The 20,805-nt window shown below is 53.8% G+C and carries 19 protein-coding genes and 2 tRNA genes; all 21 read right to left on the minus strand.

The genetic code is table 11. The features are described from left to right. Nucleotides 1–5: 5 nt before the first annotated feature. On the minus strand, nucleotides 6–773 hold the full coding sequence (locus tag AACZ19_RS13320) for a type III pantothenate kinase (protein ID WP_339634766.1): 768 nt from the start codon (nucleotides 771–773) through the stop codon (nucleotides 6–8). A gap of 15 nt (nucleotides 774–788) precedes the next feature. Beyond that, entirely contained in the window at nucleotides 789–1,568 is a 780-nt protein-coding gene (locus AACZ19_RS13325; RefSeq protein WP_339634768.1) for a biotin--[acetyl-CoA-carboxylase] ligase, read from the minus strand. After that, nucleotides 1,565–2,998 carry an NADH-quinone oxidoreductase subunit NuoN gene (nuoN, locus tag AACZ19_RS13330; RefSeq protein WP_339634770.1) on the minus strand — a complete coding sequence of 478 codons (1,434 nt, stop codon included), beginning with the start codon at nucleotides 2,996–2,998 and terminating at the stop codon, nucleotides 1,565–1,567. Before nuoN ends, AACZ19_RS13325 begins: the two co-directional genes overlap by 4 nt. A 19-nt stretch (nucleotides 2,999–3,017) precedes the next feature. Continuing rightward, nucleotides 3,018–4,529, minus strand: coding sequence for an NADH-quinone oxidoreductase subunit M (locus tag AACZ19_RS13335; protein ID WP_339634772.1), 1,512 nt, complete (start codon nucleotides 4,527–4,529; stop codon nucleotides 3,018–3,020). A 3-nt stretch (nucleotides 4,530–4,532) separates the two neighbouring features. After that, nucleotides 4,533–6,467, minus strand: a complete 1,935-nt coding sequence (nuoL, locus tag AACZ19_RS13340; RefSeq protein WP_339634774.1) for an NADH-quinone oxidoreductase subunit L — start codon at nucleotides 6,465–6,467, stop codon at nucleotides 4,533–4,535. A gap of 9 nt (nucleotides 6,468–6,476) precedes the next feature. After that, nucleotides 6,477–6,785 (minus strand): NADH-quinone oxidoreductase subunit NuoK, encoded by a 309-nt coding sequence (nuoK, locus tag AACZ19_RS13345; RefSeq protein WP_339634776.1) that lies wholly within the window; start codon nucleotides 6,783–6,785, stop codon nucleotides 6,477–6,479. Nucleotides 6,786–6,794: 9 nt separating this feature from the next. Then, nucleotides 6,795–7,448 (minus strand): NADH-quinone oxidoreductase subunit J, encoded by a 654-nt coding sequence (locus AACZ19_RS13350; RefSeq protein ID WP_339634778.1) that lies wholly within the window; start codon nucleotides 7,446–7,448, stop codon nucleotides 6,795–6,797. A gap of 24 nt (nucleotides 7,449–7,472) precedes the next feature. Continuing rightward, nucleotides 7,473–7,961: an NADH-quinone oxidoreductase subunit NuoI gene (gene nuoI, locus AACZ19_RS13355; protein WP_339634780.1), complete on the minus strand. Its 489-nt coding sequence runs from the start codon at nucleotides 7,959–7,961 to the stop codon at nucleotides 7,473–7,475. A 73-nt stretch (nucleotides 7,962–8,034) separates the two neighbouring features. Beyond that, nucleotides 8,035–9,060: an NADH-quinone oxidoreductase subunit NuoH gene (gene nuoH / locus AACZ19_RS13360; protein ID WP_339634781.1), complete on the minus strand. Its 1,026-nt coding sequence runs from the start codon at nucleotides 9,058–9,060 to the stop codon at nucleotides 8,035–8,037. Continuing rightward, entirely contained in the window at nucleotides 9,053–11,104 is a 2,052-nt protein-coding gene (nuoG, locus tag AACZ19_RS13365) for an NADH-quinone oxidoreductase subunit NuoG (protein WP_339634782.1), read from the minus strand. Before nuoG ends, nuoH begins: the two co-directional genes overlap by 8 nt. Nucleotides 11,105–11,130: 26 nt before the next feature. After that, entirely contained in the window at nucleotides 11,131–12,411 is a 1,281-nt protein-coding gene (gene nuoF / locus AACZ19_RS13370) for an NADH-quinone oxidoreductase subunit NuoF (RefSeq protein ID WP_339634784.1), read from the minus strand. Further along, on the minus strand, nucleotides 12,411–13,013 hold the full coding sequence (gene nuoE / locus AACZ19_RS13375) for an NADH-quinone oxidoreductase subunit NuoE (RefSeq protein ID WP_339634786.1): 603 nt from the start codon (nucleotides 13,011–13,013) through the stop codon (nucleotides 12,411–12,413). Before nuoE ends, nuoF begins: the two co-directional genes overlap by 1 nt. Further along, nucleotides 13,010–14,188 (minus strand): NADH-quinone oxidoreductase subunit D, encoded by a 1,179-nt coding sequence (locus AACZ19_RS13380; protein ID WP_339634788.1) that lies wholly within the window; start codon nucleotides 14,186–14,188, stop codon nucleotides 13,010–13,012. The genes nuoE and AACZ19_RS13380 overlap by 4 nt, the downstream gene beginning before the upstream one ends. Then, nucleotides 14,188–14,796, minus strand: coding sequence for an NADH-quinone oxidoreductase subunit C (locus AACZ19_RS13385; protein ID WP_339634791.1), 609 nt, complete (start codon nucleotides 14,794–14,796; stop codon nucleotides 14,188–14,190). Before AACZ19_RS13385 ends, AACZ19_RS13380 begins: the two co-directional genes overlap by 1 nt. A 21-nt stretch (nucleotides 14,797–14,817) precedes the next feature. Continuing rightward, nucleotides 14,818–15,366, minus strand: a complete 549-nt coding sequence (locus AACZ19_RS13390; protein ID WP_339634793.1) for an NADH-quinone oxidoreductase subunit B family protein — start codon at nucleotides 15,364–15,366, stop codon at nucleotides 14,818–14,820. Beyond that, nucleotides 15,357–15,722: an NADH-quinone oxidoreductase subunit A gene (locus AACZ19_RS13395; RefSeq protein ID WP_339634795.1), complete on the minus strand. Its 366-nt coding sequence runs from the start codon at nucleotides 15,720–15,722 to the stop codon at nucleotides 15,357–15,359. Before AACZ19_RS13395 ends, AACZ19_RS13390 begins: the two co-directional genes overlap by 10 nt. A gap of 216 nt (nucleotides 15,723–15,938) precedes the next feature. After that, nucleotides 15,939–16,015: transfer RNA gene (locus tag AACZ19_RS13400), tRNA-Asp, on the minus strand. A 275-nt stretch (nucleotides 16,016–16,290) separates the two neighbouring features. Then, nucleotides 16,291–16,367, minus strand: a tRNA-Val gene (locus AACZ19_RS13405). A 113-nt stretch (nucleotides 16,368–16,480) separates the two neighbouring features. Then, entirely contained in the window at nucleotides 16,481–16,756 is a 276-nt protein-coding gene (locus AACZ19_RS13410; protein WP_339634797.1) for an HU family DNA-binding protein, read from the minus strand. Between the two features lie 151 nt (nucleotides 16,757–16,907). Continuing rightward, nucleotides 16,908–19,319: an endopeptidase La gene (gene lon, locus AACZ19_RS13415; RefSeq protein ID WP_339634799.1), complete on the minus strand. Its 2,412-nt coding sequence runs from the start codon at nucleotides 19,317–19,319 to the stop codon at nucleotides 16,908–16,910. Between the two features lie 114 nt (nucleotides 19,320–19,433). Then, nucleotides 19,434–20,696, minus strand: a complete 1,263-nt coding sequence (gene clpX / locus AACZ19_RS13420) for an ATP-dependent Clp protease ATP-binding subunit ClpX (protein WP_339634801.1) — start codon at nucleotides 20,694–20,696, stop codon at nucleotides 19,434–19,436. Between the last annotated feature and the right edge of the window lie 109 nt (nucleotides 20,697–20,805).

A 20,805-nucleotide genomic window follows, 5' to 3' on the forward strand; every position in this document is an offset into this window, starting at 1 on the left:
GGTTTTCAGCTATTCCTGTAAAAAATTTCAACAAGACCCGCGAGGGTCAGATCGCCGTTCACAATCTCGATCATCTCGGTCCCGCGCGAGAAAAGCGGAGCCAAACCGCCAGTCGCAACCGTCTTCATCTCGGCACCATATTCTTCGCGTATGCGTGTCACCAGTCCCTCCACCATCGCGATATAACCGCAATAGATTCCGGCCTGCATACATTCGATCGTATTTTTGCCAATCACCCTTGCTGGCCGCTCGACAGCAATGCGTGGAAGCTTGGCTGCCGCCCTATAAAGCGCATCAAGGCTGAGATTGACGCCCGGCGCGATTACACCACCGATATAGTTACCATCGCCGTCAACCACATCGAAGTTCGTCGCCGTTCCAAAATCGATCACCACCAGCGGCCCGCCGTAGAGGGAGTGCGCTCCGACGGCGTTGACAAGTCGGTCCGCACCCGCCTCGGACGGACGATCAATCAGCGGTGTCATCCCCAGATCCACATTTGTTTCCCCAATGACAAGAGGAGTTACGCCGAAATAACGGCGGCAAAACCCTTTAATGTTGAAGAGGGTTTCCGGCACCACAGTCGCCACAATCGCATGTGTCACCTCATTTAGCTTCAACCCGTCAATCGCCATCGCCTGGCTGAGCCAGACACCATATTCCTCCGCCGTGCGGGAACCGGACGTCGATATACGCCATTCATTGACAAGTGCCCGGTCCTTATAGGCCGCACAGGTAATATTCGTATTTCCAACGTCAATTGCCAGTAGCATGGACATCTCCTTGGATTAGCTGACGGGAGGGACTATAAACACTTCTCCCGCCGAGATCAGCTTTCTTTCACCGCTATCCAGAATAAGCGCAAGCGCCCCGTTATCTTCCAGCCCAGCGAAAGTTCCCTCCAATGTCTCATTGGAGAGTTTCACCGTTATCCGCTCCCCCAGACCGGTGGCATGAGACAGCCACAGATCGCGGATCGGCGCGAAATCATACTGTTTCCAGGTCGTGTAGAGTTCTAGTAATGCATAGGAATAGGCCGAGAGCAATGACTCGATCGAAACCTTCGCGCCCGCCTCCTCAAGTGATATGGCGGGAAGCCCATCGGTAAGTTGAGGGTAGCTCGCGATATTGATGCCAGTGCCGATAATTACATAGTCCATCAGGCCATCCGGCTTTACCTTGCTTTCCAGCAGGATTCCGGCGGACTTGCACCCGTCTATCAGGACATCATTAGGCCATTTCAACTGGAGAGATGTTTCCGGTTTCAGGAAGGTCGCGATTGCCTGACGAATGGCAAGGGCAACCAGAAAGGAAAGCCGGGCGGCTGCGGCAGGATCACAATCTGGCCGGAGGATAAGCGAGCAGTACAAGTTCCCTTCGGGGCTTACCCATCTGCGGCCGCGCCTGCCAACGCCCTGTTCCTGTCGTTTCGCCCAGACAATTTGCCCTTCCGGAGCACCGGTGTCCGCGAGGTTGCGCGCCTCGGTATTCGTGCTGCCGACCGTGTCAAACGCCGCAAGCTTAAAAAAGGGCGGGAGATCAATTCCGCCACCGCCTGTCTGGATCACGGGAACAGCACAGCCGCCGCAAACTCCGCTCCTTCAAGCAAGGGAGCCGGGAATATGACAAAGAAGGCAACGAACAGGCCGGAAGCTGTCATAACGATCGTCTGGGTCCGGCTAACCGGCTCAAACCCTTCCGCCGCGTCATCGAAATACATGATCTTGACGATCCGGAGATAATAATAAGCACCAACCACCGAGGTCACCAGACCGACAACGGCAAGCGGGATAAGGCCCGCATTGACGGCCGCCACGAAGATATAGAATTTTCCAAAGAATCCGGCGAGCGGAGGAATGCCGGCGAGACTGAACATAAACAGTAAAAGGAAGAACGCCATCCAGGGGCGTGTCTTGCTGAGTCCGGAGAGTTCGGAAATATCCTCCACCATACCGTCGCGCTGTCGCATGGAGAGGATACAGGCAAATGTGCCGATGTTCATCACCACATAGATCGCCATATAGATCAGGACGCCGCGTACGCCTTCTTCCGTGCCTGCCGCGAGACCGACAAGCGCATAGCCGATATGTCCGATTGAGGAGTAAGCCATCAGCCGCTTGATATTCTTCTGGTTGATCGCGGCAAAGGCACCGAGGATCATAGAGGCAATGGAGACAAAGACGATAATCTGTTGCCACTGATCGACCAGATCGCCAAAGGGCGTTACAAAAACTCTGAGGAACAGGGCAATCGCCGCCACTTTCGGAGCCGCCGCGAAGAAGGCTGTGACCGGGGTCGGAACACCTTCGTAGACATCCGGTGCCCACATATGGAACGGCACGGCGGAGACCTTGAACGCAAGACCCGCGATAAGGAAAACGAGGCCAATCAACAGACCAACGCCGACTTCCGCCTCCCCGCTTGTGAAGGTATCGCGCAATACATCGAAATTTGTCGTGCCGGAGAAGCCGTAAATCAGGGAGGCGCCATAGAGCAACATGCCAGAGGACAGGGCACCGAGAACAAAATACTTCAGGCCGGCCTCCGTCGAGCGGACGCTGTCGCGTTTGAAGGCAGCTGTTACATAGAGGGACAGGCTCATCAACTCAATCCCGAGATACATGGTCATGAGATCATTGGCCGAGATCATGACCATCATGCCGAGCGTGGCAATCACGATCAGGATCGGAAACTCGAACCGGACCAGCTTTTCGCGCTTGTTGAAATCAATCGACATGATGATGGCGAAAGCGGACGCGCCTAAGCACAGCGTCTTCATGAAGACAGCAAAATTGTCATCTCGGTACAGCCCGCCGAAAGTGGTAACCGTCGCATGGCCTTCGAACTGAACCAGGAAACCCGCAAAGATGAAGGCGAGCACAGACAGCCAGGAAATCAGGCTTGTAGACTTGTTTCCGCGAAAAGCGCCGACCATTAGCAGCGCCATAGCAACGCAGGCGAGGAATATTTCCGGAAGGGCGATTGAAAAATCGGGCAAAACCATTTCTTGAACCTACCTACTTAGCCGCGTTGAGTATTGTTTTACTGGCCTGCATGGCCGTCTCATGCTGATCCATCAGATTGAGCACCGACGCATGCATGACATCGAGAAACGAATCCGGATATATGCCTATCCAGAAGGCCACGATGATGAGCGGCGTGAAGATCAATATCTCACGACGGCCGACATCCATGATATTCTTCAGATCCTCTTTCACCAATTCACCGAAGACAACCCGGCGATAGAGCCAGAGGCTGTAGGCCGCGCCGAGGATAACGCCGATCGTCGCGATAAAGGCCACTGTCGTATTGACCTGATAGGCGCCAACCAGGATCAGGAATTCACCGACAAAGCCACTGGTGCCGGGAAGGCCGATTGTCGCCATCGTGAAAATCAGGAAGATCAGCGCGTATTTCGGCATGCGATTGACGAGGCCACCGTAGCGGGCAATTTCACGCGTGTGCAGGCGGTCATAAACCACGCCAACACAGAGGAACAGCGCGCCGGAGACGATGCCGTGGCTGATCATCTGCAGAATGCCGCCTTCAAGTCCCTGCTGGGTAAAGGTGAAGATACCGATGGTGATAAAGCCCATATGCGCGACAGACGAATAGGCAATCAGCTTCTTCATGTCCTTCTGCACGAGTGCCACGAGCGAGGTATAGATAATTGCGACAACACTGAGCGCGAACACGAGCGGTGCAAAATATTCCGATCCTTCCGGGAACATCGGGATCGAGAATCGCAGGAAACCGTATCCTCCCATCTTCAGCAGAACGCCCGCCAGAATAACCGAGCCCGCCGTCGGCGCCTGAACATGGGCATCAGGCAGCCAGGTATGCACCGGCCACATCGGCACCTTGACCGCAAAGGAGGCGAAGAAAGCCAGCCAGAGCCAGAGCTGGAGGTGCGGATCAAAGTTAAAGTCGATCAGGGTCGGAATGTCCGTCGTGCCCGCAATGAAATACATGGTGATCATCGCCACCAGCATCAGCACGGACCCGATGAGTGTGTAGAGGAAAAACTTGAAACTGGCATAGACCCGTTCCTTCCCGCCCCAGACACCGATAATCAGGAACATTGGAATCAGGCCCGCCTCGAAGAAGAGGTAGAAAAGAACCATGTCCAGCGCACAGAACACACCGATCATCAATGCTTCCATGACCAGGAAGGCGATCATATATTCGCGTACCCGCACCGTGATCGCTTCCCAGCTCGCCAGGATGCAGAGCGGCATCAGGAAGGTGGTAAGGATAATGAACAGCATCGAAATGCCGTCCACGCCCATATGATAGTTGATATTATTGCCGAGCCAGCTTGCCTTTTCCACAAACTGGAACGCCGCCGTATCCGTATCAAAGTTAATCCAGATAAAGAGCGAGATCACGAAGGTAAACAACGTTGTCCAGAGCGCGACCCATTTCGCATTGCGGGCCGCCGATTCTTCCTTGCCACTGGTCAGCAGGATCAGCAACACCCCGATCAGGGGCAAGAATGTCACCGTTGATAAGATTGGCCAATCAAGCATGACTTAATGTCCACCCGCGAAGAAAAAGTAAGAAACAAACGCCGCGACACCAAGAAGCATGGCAAACGCATAATGATACATGTAACCGCTCTGTAGCTGGGATGCGCGGCGTGCCAAGACGAGGACGCGCCCGGCAATCCCGTTCGGCCCCAGCCCGTCGATCACCTTGCCGTCCCCGAAAGTCCAGAAGAAGCGGCCAATGGCTTTGGCGGGACGCACGAAGATGAAGTCATACAGCTCGTCAAAATACCATTTGTTCAGCAGGAACTGATAGAGCGCCGAATGAGTCTTGGCCAGCTGAACAGGAATGTCTGTCCGCCGGATATACATGTTGAAAGCAACCAGTATACCAAGCGCCGTCGCGATCAGCGGAGTTGCGATGACCCAGCCCGGCACATCATGGAAATTATGCATGATGTGATTTTCCGGTATGAAGAAGAGCGCGTCGCCCCAGAATTCCTCATACCCATGGCCGACCATAAAGGGATAGAAAACCATACCCGCAAACACCGCGCCAGCCGCCAATACATAAAGCGGGATCAGCATGACATTCGCGCTTTCATGGATATGCGACATCACTTCCTTGCTCGCACGCGGTTCGCCATGGAAGGTCATGAACAGCAGGCGCCAGGAATAGAACGCCGTCAATACCGCGGCGGCGACCCCCATCCAGAAGGCGTACATGCCGACATTGCTGCCGGAGGCGAACGCGGCCTCGATAATCGCATCCTTTGAGAAATAACCGGCAAACCAGGGAACCCCGGCAAGCGCCAGCGATCCGATCCACATCATCACATAGGTGATCTTGATATGCTTCCACAGTCCGCCCATATTGCGCATGTCCTGCTCGTCGGACACCGCATGAATGACGGAACCCGCGCCGAGGAACAGCAGCGCCTTGAAGAAAGCATGGGTGAAGAGATGGAAGATGGCGACGGGATAGGCGCCGACACCGATGGCAAAGAACATATAGCCAAGCTGCGAACAGGTCGAATAGGCGATCACGCGCTTGATATCATTCTGCACAAGGCCGATAGTCGCCGCAAAAAACGCTGTTGATGCGCCAATTACCGTTACAAACATCAACGCATCGGGCGAATATTCAAACAGAGGTGAACAGCGGGCCACCATAAAGACTCCGGCCGTCACCATTGTCGCCGCATGGATAAGCGCGGACACTGGCGTCGGGCCCTCCATCGCATCTGGTAGCCAGGTATGCAACCCGAGCTGCGCCGATTTGCCCATAGCGCCGATAAACAGCAGAAGGCATAGCGTCGTCAGGATATCAACCTGAAAGCCGAGGAATTCAAAGCTTTGCCCGACTTGATCGGGCGCGGCGGCAAACACCTCATCAAAGCTAACGGAGTTGAAAACGAAATAAATCCCCATGATACCAAGTGCAAAGCCGAAATCGCCCACCCGGTTGACGACGAATGCCTTGATCGCTGCTGCGTTTGCAGAAGGCTTCTTGTACCAGAAACCGATCAGCAGGTAACTGGCGAGCCCGACCCCTTCCCAGCCGAAATACAGCTGAACGAAGTTATCGGAGGTCACCAACATCAGCATCGCAAAGGTAAAGAGCGATAGATAGGACATAAACCGCGGCTTATGCGGATCATGAGACATATAGCCGATGGAATAGACATGAACGACGGCAGACACTGTGTTCACCACAACCAGCATTACCGCCGTCAGGCTGTCGATCCGGAGTGCCCAGGAGACATCAAAATCACCGGAATTTATCCAGGTCATCAGCTCTACGACTTCCGTCGTCTGCTGAAACGCAATCTGGTAAAGCGAGGCCCAGGAGAGGATGGCCGCAATTACCACCGCGCCGCTGGTAACCAGCTGGCTTCCCCGATCCCCGATAGAACGCCCGAACAGGCCGGCAATCAACGCCGCGAGCAATGGTAGAAAAACAATGAGGACGTACATCATGATACTGTCTTAACCCTTCATGTGATGAATGTCCTCAACCGCAATCGTACCGCGGTTTCGGAAGTAAACGACGAGAATGGCAAGCCCGATGGCCGCCTCACCTGCCGCCACCGTCAGGATAAACAGCGCGAAGACCTGTCCGACAAGGTTGTCCAGATAGGCGGAAAAGGCGACGAGGTTGATATTGACGGCCAGCAGCATCAACTCCACCGACATCAGGATCACAATGACATTCTTCCGGTTCAGAAAAATACCGAAGATACCGAGGGTCAGCAAAATCGCGGACACTGTCAGGTAATGTGCGAGACCGATTTCCATAATTCCCCCTTACACACCCTGTCCGGGCTCAACCTTACGGACGGCCATTGACTCTTCAGGCCGACGATAGACCTGTTTCGCGATATTCTGCTTACGTACCCCGGCGCGCTGACGGTTGGTCAGGACAATCGCCCCGATCATCGCCACCAGAAGGATCATGCCGGCAATCTGGAACAGATAGGCATATTTTGTATAGATCACATGGCCGAGCTGTTCCGTATTGGTTAGGCCCGTCATAACCGGCGCGGACTCAGCCCCAACCTTGATTGCGTCAGGCGACAGGGCCCAGCCGCTGACCACAAGGATCAGCTCAATCAGCAATATCAACCCGACCAATCCCCCGATCGGCAGATACTGCAGGAAGCCCTGACGAAGTTCTACGAAATTGATATCCAGCATCATGACAACGAAAAGGAACAGCACCGCAACCGCGCCGACATATACGACAATAAGAGTCATCGCGAGGTATTCCGCTCCCAACAACACAAACAGTGCCGCCGAGTTAAAGAAGGCCAGGATCAGGTAAAGCACTGAATGAACCGGGTTCTTCGCCGAGATCACCATAAAGGCCGAGGCAATGGTCATCGCCGCAAAAAGATAGAAAGCAATCGTCGAGATAATCATCGCGCCCCTCTTCCCGTTATCGTCTTTTCCGTCTTGCACATAGCTGTCACTTGTTACTTTCGATTATCTGTAGGGCGCGTCAGCGACCAGGTTCTGGGCAACTTCCTGCTCCCAGCGGTCCCCGTTATCGAGCAATTTTTTCTTGTCAAAGAAAAGCTCTTCCCGGGTTTCCGTCGCGAACTCGAAATTCGGTCCTTGCACAATGGCGTCCACCGGACAGGCCTCCTGACAGAACCCGCAATAGATACATTTGGTCATATCGATGTCATAACGTGTGGTTCGCCGACTACCGTCGTCACGCGGTTCGGACTCGATCGTAATCGCCAGCGCCGGGCAGGCCGCCTCGCACAGTTTACAGGCGATGCAACGCTCTTCCCCGTTAGGATATCGGCGCAGCACATGCTCCCCGCGAAACCGCGGGCTGAGCGGGCCCTTTTCATAGGGATAGTTGATGGTCGCTTTTGTCTTGAACATATAGCGGAAGGTCGTCGCCAGACCGGTGACGATTTCCGCCAACAGCAGACTGCGTGCCTGTTTATCGATAAAGCTCATATTCAAACAGCCTTTTCACTATCTCGTTTGTACCCCTACCCATACGGAAGGAGATCATTCTATTGTTTTCTTCCTAAGCCGGAATCATGTCGAAATAGACAAGGAAACCGGCCGTCAACACCACCCACAACAGCGAGAAGGGCAGAAATACTTTCCAACCAAGCCGCATCAACTGATCATAGCGATACCGCGGCAGTGTTGCCCGCACCCAGATAAAGACGAACAGCAATACCGCAATCTTGATGCCGAACCAGATGATCCCGGGAATCCAGGTAAAGATCGCCCAGTCCGCCGGTGGCAGCCATCCCCCCAGAAAGAGAACGGTGCAAATGCCGCTCATCAGGATCATGTTCGCATATTCACCGAGGAAGAAGAGCGCAAACGCCATCGAGGAATATTCTGTCTGATAGCCCGCAACCAGCTCCGCTTCCGCCTCCGGCAAATCGAATGGATGCCGATTGGTCTCCGCCAGGATCGAGACAAAGAAGATAATAAACATCGGAAACAGCGGGACAAACCACCAGTTCAAGAGGCCGAGGCTCCCCTTCTGCGAGAGAACTATGCCGGAAAGGTTCATTGTCCCGGCGCAGAGGAGAACCGTCACGATCACGAACCCGATCGACACTTCATAGGAAACCATCTGTGCCGCTGAACGAAGTGCACCCAGAAACGGATAGCGCGAGTTGGAAGCCCACCCCGCCACAATAATCCCGTAAACACCGAGGGAGGAAATCGCAAAAAGATACAGCAAGCCTACATTGATGTTGGCCAGCACCATCCCTTCATCAAACGGGATGACTGCCCAGGCAATCAGGCTCAGGATAAAGGTGAGCATCGGGGCCAGCAAGAATAGGACCTTGTTGGCACCGGTCGGCACTACCGTTTCCTTGAAGAAGAGCTTGGCGCCGTCGGCAAGAGGTTGCAACAAACCGAACGGACCCACCACGTTCGGTCCCTTGCGAAGCTGCATCACCGCCATGACCTTTCGCTCATAGAGCGTCAGATAGGCAACCGCCACCAGCAACGGCACCACAATCAGCAGTATCTGGCCAACAATAATCAGTGCCGGGAGCAGATAAATATCCCAAAACTCAACCATTTGTGCCGGTCTCCTCAGTCTTTACCTTAGAGAAAGTCGCACTGCATTCCGCCATGATCCGGCTTGACCGTGAAATCGGATTGGTTAGGTAGTAATCCGTAATCGGATTGACGAAAGCGTTGTCATCTGTCGTATCTTGCATCCCAAAATCACCCCAGGGCGCCGGTGTCACCACATCGATATCGGCAAAATGAGGCGCTACCTCAATCATCGCCGCCCGAAGTTCGGCCAATGTATTGTAAGGCAACGTTTTGCCGATCTTTTCTGACAGAGCCCGCAGGATTGTCCAGTCCTCACGCGCGTCGCCCGGCGGGAAGATCGCGCGCCGCCCCAGCTGTGGACGGCCTTCCGTATTGACCCAAACAGCGTCTTTCTCGGTATAGGCTGCGCCTGGCAGGATCACATCCGCCGCCGCCGCGCCCGCGTCGCCATGACTACCCTGATAAATCACAAAACTTTTTTCAAGCCGCGAGGTATCGATCTCGTCCGCGCCCAGCAAGAAGAGCACATCTAGCGATCCATCAAGCATTTCCACAGCGGATTTACCACCCTCTGCTGGCACTAGGTCGAGATCCAGACCGCCAACGCGGGCCGCCGCTGTATGGAGCACGTTGAAACCGTTCCAGTCATCAGAGACAAGACCGAAATCATCCGCAATCTGTTTGGTAAGCGCGAGCACTGCCGCGCCATCAGCCCGGCTGAGCGCGCCCTGCCCAACGATAATCATCGGCCGCTTTGCTTTTTTCAGGATTTTGGCGAACGAATGCTTGCCCACTGCGACATCTGCTAACGTCGCGGGTCCAGCGCCCAGATACTCATGGCCATAGCCAAGATCGACCTGTTCTCCCACCAGCGCAATCGGGAAATTCCCCATTTTCCAGCGCTTGCGAATGCGGGCATTGATCAAGGCGGCCTCATGGCGCGGATTACTGCCGACAATCAGCAATGCGTCCGCTTCTTCGATACCAGCAATCGTGCTGTTAAAAAGATACCCGCTCCGCACTCCACCAGGGAGCGCTGCGCCATCCTGACGACAGTCAATATTCGGCGAGCCAAGCAAATCCATTAGGTCTTTCAGGGCCTTCATGCTTTCTGCGCACACAAGATCGCCCGCTATCGCCCCGATTTTCTCTCCCGCAACGCCCTCAAGTTTCGCCGCAATCGCATCAAACGCATCGCCCCAACTAACCGGCTCCAACTTACCGTTCTTGCGGAGGTACGGTGTATCCAGCCGCTGCGCCTTCAATCCATCATAGGAAAAGCGGGAACGGTCCGAGAGCCATTCCTCGTTCACATCTTCATGCAGACGCGGAAGAATTCGCATGACTTCCTTGCCGCGATTGTCCACGCGGATATTTGCCCCGACCGCATCCAGCGCATCAATGCTTTCGGTCTTGGAAAGCTCCCACGGACGGGCGGCAAAAGCATAGGGTTTCGACGTCAAGGCGCCGACCGGGCACAGATCGATGATATTGCCGGACAATTCACTATCCAACGCCTGCTCCAGATAGGTTGCGATTTCCATGTTTTCGCCGCGATTAATCGCACCCAGATCCTCGACCCCTGCCACTTCCGTCGCAAAACGCACACAGCGCGTGCAATGAATGCACCGGGTCATGGTTGTCTTGATGAGTGGCCCCATATTCTTTTCGGCGACCGCACGCTTCATTTCATGATAGCGGCTGTTACCGGAGCCATAGGCCATGGACTGATCCTGCAAGTCACACTCGCCGCCCTGATCGCAGATCGGGCAATCCAGCGGATGGTTAATCAGAAGGAACTCCATCGCTCCTTCCCGGCCTTCCTTCACTTTCTGGGTATTGGTATGGATTACCATACCGTCACTCGCGGGCATGGCGCAGGAGGCGATCAGCTTCGGTGCCTTCTCCATCTCCACCAGACACATGCGGCAGTTGCCGGCAATCGACAGTCGCTCATGATAGCAAAAACGCGGTATTTCCGCGCCCGCCTCTTCACAGGCCTGAAGCACCGTTGTTCCCGGATCGACTGTGACTTCTGTCCCATCTACTGTAAGTGTCGGCATACTTCGCTCCCCGCTCAAGACAACCCTCAGGCGGCCTTAACGGCTTTCCGTGATTTAATACGTTCTTCGATGACCGGGCGGAAATGCCGCACCAGCCCTTGAATAGGCCAGGCCGCCGCGTCGCCAAGGGCGCAGATGGTATGACCTTCAATCCGTTTCGATACATTGATCAGCATGTCAATTTCCTCGATCTCCGCTTCCCCGGAGACGAGACGCTGCATCACCCGCCACATCCAGCCGGTTCCCTCCCGGCAGGGCGTACATTGACCGCAGCTTTCATGCTTGTAGAAATGCGACAACCGCTCGATCGCGCGGATCACATCCGTCGATTTGTCCATAACGATGACCGCCGCCGTGCCAAGACCGCTCTGGGCGTCGCGCAGGCTGTCGAAATCCATCAGCATCGTATCGCAGGTTTCCTTGGGTAGCAGCGGCACGGAAGATCCGCCGGGAATAATCGCCAGCAGGTTATCCCAGCCACCGCGAACACCGCCCGCATGTTTCTCGATCAGTTCCTTGAGCGGAATGCCCATTTCCTCTTCGACATTGCAGGGTTTTTCTACATGCCCCGAAATACAGAAAAGCTTGGTTCCGGTGTTGTTCGGGCGGCCAAGACCGGAGAACCAGCCTTCCCCGCGCCTAAGAATTTCCGGTGCAACCGCAATACTCTCCACATTATTGACCGTTGACGGACAGCCCCAGACGCCGACATTCGCCGGAAACGGCGGTTTCAGACGCGGTTGGCCCTTGTTGCCCTCAAGGCTTTCAATAAGCGCCGTCTCCTCACCACAGATATAAGCCCCGGCCCCGCGATGCAGATAGATATCGAAATCATAGCCGGATCCGGATGCATTCTTACCAATCAGGCCATCCTCATAGGCTTCCTGAATGGCAATCTCGAGGTTGATGGCTTCCTGCACAAACTCGCCGCGAATATAGATATAGGCCGCAATAGCGCGCATGGCGAAACCGGCAACCAGACATCCTTCCAGAAGTCGGTGCGGATCGAACCGCATAATTTCCCGATCCTTACAGGTGCCGGGCTCGGATTCGTCGGCATTGACCACAAGATAGCTTGGGCGGCCATCGGATTCCTTGGGCATGAACGACCATTTTAATCCCGTCGGGAAGCCTGCGCCCCCGCGTCCACGCAAGCCGCTTTCCTTGACTGCATCAATGATGCCGTCGTGTCCCATCTCGATAAGAGCCTTGGTATTGTCCCAGATACCGCGGGATTTTGCGCCTGCAAGCTTCCAGTCATGAATGCCGTAAAGGTTGGTGAAAATCCTGTCTTGATCTTTCAGCATCAGGCGTCCCCCGTCTTTTCCAGCAATGTTTTCGGGCCACCTTCTGGTGCGGAATTGATCCGGTCTATCTGCGGTCCCTTGGGCGCATCTTCCCCATTGGCGAGCTTATCGAGAACAGCCTCGAAATTTTCAGCATTCAGGTCTTCATAGAAATCGTCGTTAATCTGTACCACAGGTGCATTGACGCAGGCGCCAAGACATTCGACCTCCAGCAAGCTGAACATGCCATCCTCTGTCGTTTCGCCATTAGCGATGCCAAGTTTATTCTTACAGACTGCTTCCAGGTCATCACTCCCGCGCAACCAGCAGGGTGTCGTCCGGCAAAGCTGGAGGAAATATTTCCCGACCGGCTTCAGGTTATACATCGTATAAAACGTCGCGACCTCCAGCACCCGCATATACGGCACATCCAGAAACCGCCCGACATATTCCAATGCTTCTCTGGAGAGCCAGTTTTCGTTCTGGCGCTGCGCCAGATCAAGCAGCGGCATCACCGCGCTCTGCTGGCGTCCCTTCGGATACCTGGCGATAAAGACCTTCGCCTTTTTCACATTCTCGGGCGTGAACTCGAACGCCTTGCCCGTTTCAATGACCTGACTCACCGATCCACCTCACCAAATACGATATCCAAACTTCCCAAAATTGCGGACGCATCGGCCAGCATATGCCCCTTGGTCAGGAAATCCATCCCCTGCAGATGAGCAAATCCCGGCGCCCTGATCTTGCAGCGATAGGGCTTGTTCGACCCGTCCGACACCAGATAGACACCAAATTCACCCTTGGGCGCTTCCACCGCCGTATAGGTCTCGCCTTCCGGCACCTTGACCCCTTCGGTATAATGCTTGAAGTGATTGATCAAGGCTTCCATCGACGTTTTCATGTTCGCGCGGCGCGGCGGCGCCACTTTCGGATCCGTTGAGAGCACAGGGCCCGGCTTCATCTGATCGAGGCACTGTTCCATAATCCGCAAGGACTGGCGCATTTCCTCCATCCGCATCAGGTAACGGTCAAAACAATCGCCATTCAGGCCCACCGGAATATCGAAATCCATCTTGCCATAGACATCATAGGGCTGGCTTTTTCGCAAATCCCATGCGAGACCGGTGGAGCGCAACATCACGCCAGAAAACCCCCAGGCCATCGCATCCTCTTGCGAAACAACCCCGATATCCACATTCCGCTGCTTGAAAATACGGTTCTCAGTCAGGAGGGCTTCGATATCATCCAGAATGGACGGGAACTGCTTGATGAAGGTGCGAATATCTTCTTCCAGCTTTTCCGGAATATCCTGATGAACACCACCAACCCGGAAATAGGCCGCATGCATGCGCGCACCGCTTGCCCGCTCATAAAACTCCATCAGCGTTTCCCGCTCAACAAAGCCCCAGAGCATCGGCGTCGTTGCTCCGACATCCATGGCCTGCGCGCAGACATTCATGATGTGGTTGAGAACGCGGGAGATTTCTGAAAACAGGACGCGGATATACTGTGCGCGTAACGGCACCTCGCAACCCAGTAGCTTTTCCGCCGCCAGAACAAAGGCATGCTCCTGACTCATTGCCGCGACATAGTCGAGCCGGTCGAAATAGGGCATCGCCTGCATATAGGTTTTATGCTCGATCAGTTTTTCCGTACCACGATGCAAAAGCCCGATATGCGGATCGATCCTCTCAACAACTTCACCGTCTAACTCCATCACCATACGGAGCACGCCATGGGCGGCCGGATGCTGGGGTCCAAAGTTCAGCGTGTAATTCTTGATCTGAATTTCAGCCATCAGCCCTGCCCTTCCGCTTTTTCATCACCGGGCAAAACATATTTGGCTCCTTCCCAGGGGCTTTCAAAGTCGAACTTGCGGAACTCCTGCGTCAGATTGACCGGCTCATAGACAACGCGCTTCTCGTCTTCGCTATAGCGCAACTCGACATACCCGGTCAGCGGAAAGTCCTTGCGCAGCGGATGTCCCTCGAAACCATAGTCGGTCAGCATACGGCGCAAATCCGGATGGCCCGAAAACATGATTCCATACATATCCCAGGCTTCCCGTTCAAACCAGTTGGCGCCCGGAAACAAACCGACTACCGAAGGAACCGGGGTACGGGCATCTGTTTCCGCCTTCACAATAACACGCTGGTTATGGCGCAGGCTCAGCAAGTTATAAACGACGTCAAAGCGTTTGGCACGTGTCGGATAATCCACACCGCAAACGTCGCATAAAACTTCAAACTTGCAATTAGAATCATTGCGGAGGAATTCAATCACCTTATCAATCGATTCCGCCCGTACATTGACGATCAGCTCATCGAACGCCACCTTAGTCGAAATGACGTCGGCGGAATTCTCGGCCGCGATTAACTCGCCCAGCTCTTCAAGCGCTTCATTCATGTTACTGACGATCCCTTCCGATTAGCGCAAAAATGTTCCGGTGCGACGAATTTTCTTCTGCAGCTGAAACACGCCGTAAATCAACGCTTCCGCCGTCGGCGGGCATCCAGGCACATAAATATCGACAGGGACGATCCGGTCGCATCCGCGAACAACGGAATAGGAATAGTGATAATATCCCCCGCCATTGGCGCAGGACCCCATTGAAATCACATAGCGCGGCTCCGCCATCTGGTCATAAACCTTGCGGAGTGCTGGTGCCATCTTATTGGTAAGTGTTCCCGCGACGATCATTACGTCGGATTGACGGGGCGATCCGCGCGGGACAACGCCCAGACGCTCCATGTCATAGCGGGGTTGCCAAGCGTGCATCATTTCCACCGCACAACAGGCGAGACCGAACGTCATCGGCCACAGTGAGCCAGTCCGGGCCCAATTCGCCAGTTTGTCGACCTGGGTGACGACAAATCCCTTGTCGTCCAGCTCATTGCCGATCTCGCGAAAGAATGAATCTTGATCTTGTGCACCGGGACGAGGTTCCACACCGACCGGTTCAGAACTTACTCCCATTCCAGAGCTCCCTTCTTCCATTCATAAATAAAGCCGATCGTAAGGATGCCAAGGAACACTATCATGGACCAGAAACCATACAGCCCCACCCCGCCCAGGGAAATCGACCAGGGGAACAAAAACGCCACCTCAAGATCGAAAATAATGAACAGAATGGCGACCAGATAAAACCGGACATCAAACTGATTACGGGCATCATCAAACGGCTCAAAGCCGCATTCATAGGGAGAGAGCTTCTCGGCATCTGGATGCTGTGCCGCCACAATCATCGAGGCAATCACGATAACCGCTGACAACCCGACCGCCAACCCCAAGAAAATCAGGATGGGTAAATATTCTATAAGCAAGGCTTCCATAATATTACAATCCGACACCCTGAGGCAGGCCTTGATTGGCCTGGCGGGTGACAATCCCTCCTACCAAATACATACAGCATTATAGTGTCGGGTTATACGGAAGAAAACCGATTTAGCAACAAAATTCCGCCTTAATTGAAAATGCACGGCAGCCACTGGAGTGCCCACGATTATTTCACACAGGTCAGTTGCGAGCGATTATCATTTGGGGGAAAGTGGCGGGAGTGACGGGGCTCGAACCCGCGACCTCCGGCGTGACAGGCCGGCGCTCTAACCAACTGAGCTACACCCCCGCAGGGACGCTGTTTTGTATTGGACCCAAACGGTGCTGTCAAGCAGCATAAACATATTTTCAGAATTAATTTTTGAGCTCTGACTGTGCTTTTAAAAATACCCAAGTTTTCAAAAATCACCACACGATCCACTCAAGTAAATCGCACCGTCATTTATCAAAAGCAAACCAGGAATCAGCAATATCATTCCGCCGTTTCATGGGAATTATACCAAAGCAATCGCGAATACCGGTGCTTGCACAGCGGCGAATTAAATTGAAGTGTTTGTGGGAATATGGTGGGTGATGAGAGATTCGAACTCCCGACCCTCTCGGTGTAAACGAGATGCTCTAACCAGCTGAGCTAATCACCCATATTCAAGCGAGCCCGTGTATATCAATCAACACCGGCAATGGGAAGTAAAAAAGATGAAGCCAGATCCAGAAAATTGGATCTGGCTTCCATATTTTACCGTAACCGCTTGTGTTACTTGTTAACCGTATCTTTCAAAGCTTTACCAGCTTTGAATTTCGGCTGTTTAGAAGCCGGAATCTTGATGGTTTCACCAGTGCGAGGATTGCGGCCTTCAGAGGCTTTGCGATCAGCGACGCTGAACGTACCAAAGCCGACCAGGCGCACTTCGTCACCGCCACTTAAAGCTTTGGAAACCGCTTCGAGTACCGCATCAACACTTTTCCCTGCTTCTGCTTTCCCCAGGCCTGAAATATCAGCAACTGCGGCAACGAGATCATTCTTATTCACTATAAGCCCCCTTCAATTTAGACTTGAACATATCTTATCAATAAATTCGTTTAAGACGGTCGCATACTAGTTTGTCGGTTGCGCCGGGTCAAAGGGAAAAATCAAGATATCCCCAACTTTTCTGCGGTTTTGACCCGGTTTTTGATTAAAGTCAGTGGGTTGTTACCCCATCCTCAACTTTTCGCTGAGCCGACGCCCCGGCAAGCTCTTTCGCCAGTTCTTCCTCGCTCCAGTTCAAGGGCACAAGCGGTTTTGTCAGAGCATGTTTCAACACCTCTGAAACCTCCGAAACCGGAATAATCTTGAGACCCGCTTTTACATTGTCAGGAATTTCCGCCAAATCCTTTTCATTATCTTTCGGGATCAGAACTGTTTTGATGCCGCCTCGTAGGGCAGCAAGTAGTTTCTCCTTCAGGCCGCCAATCGGCAGCACCCGCCCACGCAGGGTAACCTCTCCGGTCATGGCGAGGTCCTTGCTCACCGGAATGTTTGTCAGGACCGAGATAATCGATGTGACCATTGCCACACCGGCGGACGGGCCATCTTTCGGGGTCGCCCCTTCCGGCACATGGACATGAATATCATGCTTGTCAAAATCTGTTGGCTTCACGCCCATCTCCAGACAGCGCGACTGCACAAAGCTTTTTGCAGCCTGTACGGATTCCTGCATCACATCACCAAGTTTACCGGTAATCTGCATCCGGCCCTTGCCGTAAAGCTTGACCGCTTCGATCGTCAGCAGTTCGCCGCCAACTTCGGTCCAGGCAAGTCCCGTCGTCAGGCCGACCTGATCCGTTTCCTCTACCTCGCCGAAGCGATACTTCCGGACACCGGAGTAGTCTTTAAGATTATCAGACGTAATGGCGACTGACTTGACGCCATCGGTAATGATCTCCTTGATCGATTTCCGGCACAGTTTCGCGATTTCCCGCTCCAGGTTACGCACGCCGGCTTCGCGGGCGTAGTAGCGGATAAGATCGCGGATCGCATCGTCGGTAATCGACCATTCGGTCTTCTTCAGGCCATGGGCTTTCATCTGTTTTTCAACGAGATGGCGCTTGGCAATCTCCACCTTCTCATCTTCGGTATACCCCGAAAGATGGATGATCTCCATACGATCGCGCAGCGGCCCCGGCATGTTGAGAGAGTTTGCCGTACAAATAAACATTACTTCGGACAAGTCGAACTCGACCTCGAGATAATGGTCGGCAAATGTTGTGTTCTGTTCCGGATCGAGCACTTCAAGCAGCGCCGAAGACGGATCGCCACGGAAGTCATTCCCCAGTTTGTCAATCTCATCGAAAAGGAAAAGCGGGTTGCTGGATTTCGCCTTTTTCATCGACTGGATGACCTTACCCGGCATCGAGCCGATATAGGTCCGCCGATGACCGCGAATTTCCGCTTCGTCCCGCACGCCCCCAAGAGCCACGCGGACAAAATTACGGCCTGTCGCTCTCGCAACAGATTTACCGAGCGAAGTTTTACCCACGCCGGGAGGACCAACAAGACAAAGGATCGAGCCACGGATTTTCTTCATCCGCTGCTGCACGGCAAGATATTCAAGGATGCGTTCCTTGACCTTTTCCAGCCCGTAATGGTCATCGTTCAGGATTTTTTCGGCGCGCACAAGATCCTTCTTGACGCGGGTCCGCTTGTTCCAAGGCAGGCTGGTGATCCAGTCGAGGTAATTGCGGACAACTGTCGCCTCTGCTGACATCGGGCTCATGTTCCGGAGTTTCTTCATCTCCTGATTACATTTTTCGAGCGCTTCCTTCGTCAGCTTTGTCTTGGCAATTTTCTCTTCAAGCTCCGTCAGTTCATCGCGGCCATCTTCGCCTTCTCCAAGCTCCTTCTGGATCGCCTTCATCTGTTCGTTGAGATAATATTCGCGCTGGGTCTTCTCCATCTGGCGTTTGACCCGGCTACGGATTTTCTTCTCAACCTGCAGAACACCGATTTCGTCTTCCATCAGCGCATAGACCCGTTCCAGCCGTTCGGCTGCCGATTCAATTTCCAGCAGTTCCTGCTTCTCTGAAATCTTCAACGCCATATGCGATGCCATTGTATCTGCAAGCTTAGACGGCTCGTCAATCTGGTTAAGCGAGACAAGCACTTCCGGTGGGATCTTGCGGTTGAGCTTCACATATTGCTCGAACTGGGAAATTACAGAACGGGCCAGCGCCTCAAGCTCCGGCGTATCAGCGTCCTTCTCTTCCATAATTTCGGCATGGGCCTGGAAAAAATCCGGGTTCGAGAGAAACTCATCAATCCGCGCACGCTCGCCGCCTTCAACCAGGACCTTTACCGTCCCATCAGGGAGCTTCAGCAACTGCAGAACGGAAGCAATGGTTCCGACACGATGAATGTCATCCTCCCCCGGGTCGTCCTGGCTCGCATTCTTCTGCGCCACAAGAAGGATCTGCTTGTCGTCCTTCATCACGTCCTCAAGCGCGCGCACGGATTTGTCGCGGCCAACAAACAGCGGCACGATCATATGCGGGAAAACGACGATATCACGGAGCGGGAGAACCGGAAAAATCTGCGTACGGGGTGTATCAATCATCATGTTGCCTTCTGGGACCGGCGATTTGAAGTGCCCGCACGGGCGGGAAATATATGCTGGTCCTGACTAAAAAAAAGAGCGGGAAGGAAAACGTCCTTCCCCCTAAAGGCAGGACTACGCGCTACTCGTCGCGTCCTGTCGATCAGCATATATATGGAGCGGTTGGGTACCACCGTCAACCACCTCGGCGTTAATAACGATTTCCTCCACACCTTCGAGCGAAGGAAGATCATACATCGAATCCAGAAGGATATTTTCCATGATCGACCGGAGGCCCCGGGCGCCTGTTTTACGGACGATCGCCTTCTTCGAGATCGCCGACAGGGCGTCTTCCGTGAAGGTCAGATTGACATCTTCCATATCGAACAGCCGCTGATACTGCTTGACCAGCGCATTCTTGGGCGTCGTCAAAATCTCGATCAGCGCTTCTTCATCCAGGTTTTCAAGCGTCGCGACAACCGGCAAACGCCCGACAAACTCCGGGATCAGTCCGAACTTCAAAAGATCTTCCGGTTCGACATCCTTCAATGTTTCACCGACATTACGATCCTCTTCCGCTTCCACTGAAGCGCCGAAGCCGATTGAGGTGTCCTTGCCGCGTGAACCGATGATCTTGTCCAGTCCGGCAAACGCGCCGCCGCAAATAAACAGGATATTCGTCGTATCCACTTGCAGGAACTCCTGCTGCGGATGCTTGCGACCCCCCTGCGGCGGAACGGAGGCAACGGTTCCTTCCATAATCTTCAACAATGCCTGCTGAACGCCCTCACCCGATACATCCCGGGTAATCGACGGATTGTCGGATTTACGGCTGATCTTGTCGACCTCGTCAATATAGACAATACCGCGCTGCGCCCGCTCAACATTATAATCAGCAGATTGCAATAGTTTGAGGATGATATTCTCTACATCCTCACCAACGTAGCCGGCCTCAGTCAGGGTTGTTGCGTCGGCCATGGTAAAGGGGACGTCCAGAATACGCGCCAATGTCTGTGCCAGCAGCGTCTTGCCGCAACCCGTCGGGCCGATCAGCAGGATATTGGATTTCGCAAGCTCCACATCGTCCGACTTTCCGCTATGATGAAGCCGCTTGTAATGGTTATGGACCGCGACGGAAAGAACCCGCTTCGCATGAAACTGGCCGATCACATAATCATCCAGAACCTTGCAGATTTCCATTGGCGTCGGAACACCATCGCTCGTTTTTACCAGGGTGCTTTTGTGTTCTTCACGAATGATATCCATGCACAGCTCAACACACTCATCGCAAATGAACACTGTTGGTCCCGCGATCAGCTTTCTGACCTCATGCTGGCTTTTGCCGCAGAAGGAGCAGTACAGGGTATTTTTCGAATCTCCACCACTTAATTTGGTCATAAATACTCCAATAGTCCGTTCGACTTTGCATATTAGCCGTCGTCGTCGCGGGCGACAACAATAATGTTTACCTTGGCGAAATCACGGAATGCGAAACGCCATGATTGTC

The sequence above is a fragment of the uncultured Sneathiella sp. genome (assembly GCF_963973085.1).
Classification (GTDB): domain Bacteria; phylum Pseudomonadota; class Alphaproteobacteria; order Sneathiellales; family Sneathiellaceae; genus Sneathiella.

What these genes read in the sequence shown, in the direction of transcription:
- AACZ19_RS13380 (WP_339634788.1), bottom strand. Translation starts at nt 14,188, where the DNA reads ATGGCTGAAATTCAGATCAAGAATTACACGCTGAACTTTGGACCCCAG.
- AACZ19_RS13390 (WP_339634793.1), bottom strand. Translation starts at nt 15,366, where the DNA reads ATGGGAGTAAGTTCTGAACCGGTCGGTGTGGAACCTCGTCCCGGTGCA.
- nuoL (WP_339634774.1), bottom strand. Translation starts at nt 6,467, where the DNA reads ATGATGTACGTCCTCATTGTTTTTCTACCATTGCTCGCGGCGTTGATT.
- lon (WP_339634799.1), bottom strand. Translation starts at nt 19,319, where the DNA reads ATGATTGATACACCCCGTACGCAGATTTTTCCGGTTCTCCCGCTCCGT.
- nuoG (WP_339634782.1), bottom strand. Translation starts at nt 11,104, where the DNA reads ATGCCGACACTTACAGTAGATGGGACAGAAGTCACAGTCGATCCGGGA.
- nuoH (WP_339634781.1), bottom strand. Translation starts at nt 9,060, where the DNA reads ATGGTTGAGTTTTGGGATATTTATCTGCTCCCGGCACTGATTATTGTT.
- AACZ19_RS13385 (WP_339634791.1), bottom strand. Translation starts at nt 14,796, where the DNA reads ATGAATGAAGCGCTTGAAGAGCTGGGCGAGTTAATCGCGGCCGAGAAT.
- nuoK (WP_339634776.1), bottom strand. Translation starts at nt 6,785, where the DNA reads ATGGAAATCGGTCTCGCACATTACCTGACAGTGTCCGCGATTTTGCTG.
- clpX (WP_339634801.1), bottom strand. Translation starts at nt 20,696, where the DNA reads ATGACCAAATTAAGTGGTGGAGATTCGAAAAATACCCTGTACTGCTCC.
- AACZ19_RS13395 (WP_339634795.1), bottom strand. Translation starts at nt 15,722, where the DNA reads ATGGAAGCCTTGCTTATAGAATATTTACCCATCCTGATTTTCTTGGGG.
- nuoF (WP_339634784.1), bottom strand. Translation starts at nt 12,411, where the DNA reads ATGCTGAAAGATCAAGACAGGATTTTCACCAACCTTTACGGCATTCAT.
- nuoI (WP_339634780.1), bottom strand. Translation starts at nt 7,961, where the DNA reads ATGAGCTTTATCGATAAACAGGCACGCAGTCTGCTGTTGGCGGAAATC.
- AACZ19_RS13320 (WP_339634766.1), bottom strand. Translation starts at nt 773, where the DNA reads ATGCTACTGGCAATTGACGTTGGAAATACGAATATTACCTGTGCGGCC.
- AACZ19_RS13335 (WP_339634772.1), bottom strand. Translation starts at nt 4,529, where the DNA reads ATGCTTGATTGGCCAATCTTATCAACGGTGACATTCTTGCCCCTGATC.